This window comes from Citrobacter sp. VF227 (assembly GCF_052950715.1).
Genome location: NZ_JBRFVF010000389.1, coordinates 1 through 469, shown reverse-complemented (window position 1 = coordinate 469; position 469 = coordinate 1). Strand labels below are relative to the sequence as shown.

Genomic DNA, 469 nt, shown 5'->3' with positions numbered 1-469 from the left:
CCGCAAGAGCGGCACACCCGCCAGATCGCGAGGTTACCCTCGGCCAGCATCCCCTGCGGGTCGCGCACGTCTGGTGGGATCTTGGCCCGAACGACCTTGAAGGCGCGGCCCTCGTGGTAGATCAGCGAGCCCGGTCCGAACTCGGCGATCGCCAGGAAGCGGGCCCGCTGCAGGTAGGCCGCTCGCGGTCCGGTGGAGCCCTGCTCGGGCACGTACGCGTAGAGCGGCAGCCGCGGGAAGTTGTACCCGGGCAGATACCCTTCGGTCGCGAGATAGCGGTGTGAGGCGAAGTCGGAATTGTCCGATTTGCCGCCGTGCTCCAGCAATCGGATCTGGCTGTTGGCGATGCGCAAGGCGCGCTCGGCAGCGTCGCGGGCCTGCTTCGTCAGGCCATGCTTCATGATCTGTCGGCTCGCCTCCTCCATCTGCGCGAAGGCGGCGTTGTAGAGATCGCGCCAACGCCCGAAGG

General features: G+C 67.6%; 1 protein-coding gene. It reads right to left on the bottom strand.

Going from position 1 to position 469, the window contains the following annotated elements; all coding sequences use genetic code 11:
• Positions 1-469: hypothetical protein (locus tag ACU8YC_RS26905; RefSeq protein ID WP_446896245.1), on the bottom strand; the 469-nt coding region annotated here is incomplete at both ends.